Source organism: Bartonella sp. AP3QHHD (assembly GCF_042195765.1).
Taxonomy (GTDB): Bacteria; Pseudomonadota; Alphaproteobacteria; order Rhizobiales; family Rhizobiaceae; genus Bartonella.
The window spans coordinates 1-4,446 of the sequence record NZ_JBHIPC010000030.1; the positions used below are offsets into that span (position 1 = coordinate 1).

The 4,446-nt window shown below is 35.0% G+C and carries 7 protein-coding genes; 6 read left to right on the plus strand and 1 reads right to left on the minus strand.

Annotation, left to right across the window (positions count from 1 at the left end; all coding sequences use genetic code 11):
- The 6 genes from ACFIL7_RS01525 to ACFIL7_RS01550 form a co-directional block, all read left to right on the plus strand.
- Positions 1-361: hypothetical protein (locus ACFIL7_RS01525; RefSeq protein WP_375683271.1), on the plus strand; the 361-nt coding region annotated here is incomplete at its 5' end.
- Between the two features lie 138 nt (positions 362-499).
- Positions 500-847: a hypothetical protein gene (locus ACFIL7_RS01530; RefSeq protein ID WP_375661903.1), complete on the plus strand. Its 348-nt coding sequence runs from the start codon at positions 500-502 to the stop codon at positions 845-847.
- Positions 834-1,292, plus strand: coding sequence for a hypothetical protein (locus tag ACFIL7_RS01535; RefSeq protein ID WP_375634978.1), 459 nt, complete (start codon positions 834-836; stop codon positions 1,290-1,292). Before ACFIL7_RS01530 ends, ACFIL7_RS01535 begins: the two co-directional genes overlap by 14 nt.
- Before the next feature lie 331 nt (positions 1,293-1,623).
- Complete coding sequence (locus tag ACFIL7_RS01540) at positions 1,624-2,394, plus strand: hypothetical protein (protein WP_375633770.1); 771 nt, start codon at positions 1,624-1,626, stop codon at positions 2,392-2,394.
- Positions 2,395-2,607: 213 nt separating this feature from the next.
- Positions 2,608-3,051: a single-stranded DNA-binding protein gene (gene ssb, locus ACFIL7_RS01545; protein WP_375661902.1), complete on the plus strand. Its 444-nt coding sequence runs from the start codon at positions 2,608-2,610 to the stop codon at positions 3,049-3,051.
- A 53-nt stretch (positions 3,052-3,104) separates the two neighbouring features.
- A complete protein-coding gene (locus tag ACFIL7_RS01550) occupies positions 3,105-3,599 on the plus strand; it encodes a hypothetical protein (protein WP_375633768.1) in 495 nt (164 codons plus the stop codon).
- 7 nt (positions 3,600-3,606) lie between these two features.
- Here ACFIL7_RS01550 and ACFIL7_RS01555 read toward each other — a convergent pair whose 3' ends face one another.
- Positions 3,607-4,311, minus strand: coding sequence for a hypothetical protein (locus ACFIL7_RS01555; RefSeq protein ID WP_273758872.1), 705 nt, complete (start codon positions 4,309-4,311; stop codon positions 3,607-3,609).
- Positions 4,312-4,446 lie beyond the last annotated feature (135 nt).

Genomic DNA, 4,446 nt, shown 5'->3' on the forward strand with positions numbered 1-4,446 from the left:
AGAGGCTCTTGATGTGCTTGAAGGTGGTTTGACAATGCAAAAAGTTTCGAATGTAGAAGCGCGTGCAAAGGCTTATATCGCAGCTCTTAACGGCATTTCACTCTGGTCTTTATTGCAAGCTGTTAAAAATCTTATACGTGGTGAAGCAAAAGGCATGTCCACAACATTTGTGCCCTCATGCGCTGATCTAGCGCAGTATTGTCGTGATTTAGAAAGCAGGCTTTATGGTGTTGCTGAGAGAGTTTTTACAGCAGTTGAAAATACGCGTAACCTAGCCTTAGGAGGCAAACGCATTTCATTCATGAGAATAGGCAAGCCTAGTGAAGAGCAACATAACAGTAGCAATTCTAAAGCGGCTTAAAACAGCAAAATAGTGAAAAGTGCTGATCATTTTACGATTAGATATGCATTTAAATCGANACACATCTGTAATATAAAATGCTCTGTACGGTCAAATTTGAGGTAAATTAACCTATTGGTAAAATTATGGACTAAAAACATGGAAATTTTAAAACAACTGTTCTTAACAAATCATAAACAGCCTATGCAAAAAAAGTGGGTTGCAACGGCTGTTGGGTATGTTCCTTGGGGGGACGGAGCAGAGGAGTATTTTTACAACCTCTACGAATATGAAGACGGTACAAGAGAGTGTGAAAAGTTTGATGGCGGTCAGTATTATACCACACCAGAAAATGCGGATTTTAGTACCAAAGCGCAAGTGAAAGCTTGGGTTTACGGTGGAAATATTCCGAAAAGCGTTCTCAATTACGAACCTCTTATAGATGAGATCAATAAAGAGATCAAAAAATTATCGAAAACCGCAGGAAATAAATATGTTTACAGATAAGCAGCTAAGAGCCTTGTTTGGCATTATAACTTTTATATTTTTATGTTTTTTAGGAATTAAAAAAAATCCCTACTTTATTCAAAGTATTTTGATATTCGCATCTGTTTCTTTGGTAATAGTCACAGCGGTTTTTGCAATTTTATGCAATTCTCATATTCCTTTTGAGTTGCAGAACAATCCAAAATACAAACGCAGCAACACAACAGGTTGGAAGATATTAACACGTGATTTACAACAGTATATGCACCGACTCTTAAAGCTAATAAGTTTAGCACTTGTCGTTTTAATTTTTCCAAATAGTTATACTGTATTTTGGTATTTAGATATCGTTATTTGGTACTTTTTTTTAATTTATTCATTCTTTCTCATGTTGCATACACGCAGTTTAATAAACATGTCCATTTACGCACTACATTTTATAATAAAAACCAAAAGTAAAATTTAAAAGCGCTTGATATTCAACTAGGTAGGTATCAAAATGAAAAAAAATAAAAAATACGTATTGACTTTAAAGAAAAGTTCGTTTAGAAAGGTCGACAAGTGCTCAAAACACTTAATCGTAAGCGGATAAATCACGATAAGGTTTTTCCCATTTCTTTAAATACTGGCTGTCTTTTATGTTATGATTAGCATATAATGATTGTGTCGGGTGTGGTCACACCATACAATACTCTTTATGAGAAAAGTGTGACGACGGACTTACGACCGTGTTTTGAACACCCGGCGCCCTTTTAGGGTTGTCAATTCAAAACTATATTTTCGTAAGGATTACTAGCATGAACGCTACAGTTAAAAATCAAAAAACATCTCCAAAATATGAACTTACTAATGAAAACCGCGTTGTTAACGGTGTGACTTTACACCGCATTAAAGCTTTAAAAGACTTTGCTGATGTTAAGATGGGGGATTTAGGTGGTTTTATTGAAAATGAAGATAACCTCTCTCATGATGGCAATTGCTGGGTTTATGATGATGCTATGGTTATTCAAGCAAGCGTTTCCGAAAATGCCAAAATACGCAATAAAGCCTGCGTTGTGAATTGGGCTAGGGTTTATGGTAATGCCGTGATTAGTGATCAGGCATGGGTTTTGAATGATAAGGCACATGTTTATGACAATGCAGTCATTAATGGCAATGCAAAAATTGGAGGCTATGTTTTTGGCAATGCCGTTGTGAGTGATAATGCCGTTATTACAGAGGGGGCTCTTATTTACGATAATGCCCGTGTTTATGAAAATGCGTATGTGAGTGGGCTTGTGTTTAATGATGCCCATGTCTATGGGAAATCACGCCTTTCTGCGTGGTCAAAAGCTTATGGAAATGCTCATGTTTTTGATAAAGCTATAGTTTATGATGGTAGCAATATTTATGACAATGCCAAGGTTTCTGGCTCGGCGCGTGTTGGTCCCTGTGCAAAAATTCACGATAATGCTCATGTGAGTGGCAAGGCACAAATTTGTCAATTTACAACAATTTATGGCAATGCTGTGCTTAAAGAAAATAAGAAATTTTCTGAAGATGTCTGTGGTGTTGATAAAGCAGCGTAAATAAAATAACGGCGGTGCGGGGGCGCCTGCTTTAAAATAGAAAAAAGAAAGCCATGTCATTTGCGTGATGTGGCTTTATGTTTATCAAAAGATAAAAAAACATAATTTTATATGTTAAAAAATAATAATATCCTTTTGAAATAATTGAAAAAATATGAAAATCATGCTAAGATTTTCTATGTATTAAAATACAAATTTAAGGTAAGAAAAAACATGCTAAATAAAGTAATGTTAATCGGGCGTCTAGGTGCTAACCCCGAAAGCAAAACAATGACTTCTGGAACAGAAATAGTCAATTTTCGTATGGCAACTTCTGAAACCTATACAGATAAAAAGACCAATCAAAAAATAGAGAAAACTGAATGGCACTCCGTGGTGATTTTTAATCCACATTTGGCAAAAATTGCACTTCAATACCTCAACAAAGGTTCAAAGGTTTACGTAGAAGGCAAATTACAGACACGCAAATGGCAAGATAAAAATGGGCATGACCGTTACACAACAGAGATTATTTTACCACAATTCAAAGGCGAGTTGTATTTGCTTGATGTAAAGAAAGATCAATCTGCCCCTTCATCTATTACTTCTCAAAATTATGCTATCGCTTCAGGTGCCGCTGATCATAGTGCATCTCTTAATGACAGCATACCATTTTGATTGATAAAATATAACAAAGAGAAACATGTGGGCTCCCACAGATTAGGGGATGTATGAAGAAGAAAGATGCTTACATTTCACAAGTGAAAGTACGTCAAGATCCTGTTAATCAATTGGCAATTGAAATGCGTGCTAAACGCTTTGGTTTGACTATTGAAGAGGCTAAAAATCCGCTTGCTGGTACTTATGTTGGGCGGCTGTGTTTGCAAGGCATGCTTACTCAAGACCAGTATGATGCTGCGCAAAAATATCTTGAAGTGAAAAATGACTATTTGTGTGCAAAAGGTTTACCAAGCGCTGTTTATGATGAAATGCCATCATCTTCTGATGACAAAGCAAGAGAAAAATGGGTTGAATTTGCAACAGAACAGTTTTCTAATATGCAAGAGGCGATAAAAGAAACACAACATCTCTATAGACAGTATAATCTTTATGCAGCAATACAATATATTGTTGTCGAAGACAAAACATTACCACATCTTGTGAATTCATTGCGGGTCGCTCTTAACGCGCTTCATAAATATTTTGACAGAAAAACTAAATGGTAAATGTTTGTTATAATGTTTCAAAGGCAGTTGATTGCTCTTCTGATATTTCGGCTATAAATACTGCGTGAGAAAAGCTAAATAATATATATACGAATAGCTCAAAGAATGCGATATAGAATACAATACCCATAGAGAGGTTTTCGCGAAACTGAATCCAGAGAAGCATTGTTTGTAGTAAAAATGAAACAGGTAGCGCTTGTATTCTATATTGGATTGGTGCCATACAGACTGTAAGGGGAAGAGTAAGCATTAAAATAATTGTCCCTAACAAATAAGGGGCAAAAGAGCGGGGGAAAAACGTAGCAATGATGTACCCTGTAGAAAACATAATTATAAAGGTAACCACTGCTGTGAAATAGGAGAGTGCCATAAGGCGTAAGAATAAAAATAAGCTGCGTTTAGCAAAACGAAAGTAATAATTTATCGTTTTTTCTCCGTTTTTTTTCTTAATCGCTTTATGTTCTCTAAATCTTTCTCGTTTCTCAATTATTTCGTTCCATTTGCTTTTATCCTTTGTAAAAGCATAATCGATAGTTTCTAACGTTGGCAGTATTATTGTTAATAGTATTTTTCCTACTAAATTTAAGAACTCTTTTAGAGTTTCAAGTATGCCCCCTAGAAATAATCCAATGCCGTAAATTACTAATATAATAATATCAATTAATATTGGGATTATTAAGATAAGGATTACAATTCCTATAATAAACCACATTTTCTCCCCCGCTTTTTATTAGTTTCTAGTCATATAATTGATTCGTTGAGATAATACAATTGTGAGTTATTGGGTGCTAAAGATACTAGATTTAGGTGAAAAAAATAAAAAATACACAATATAGTGATTTTTTTT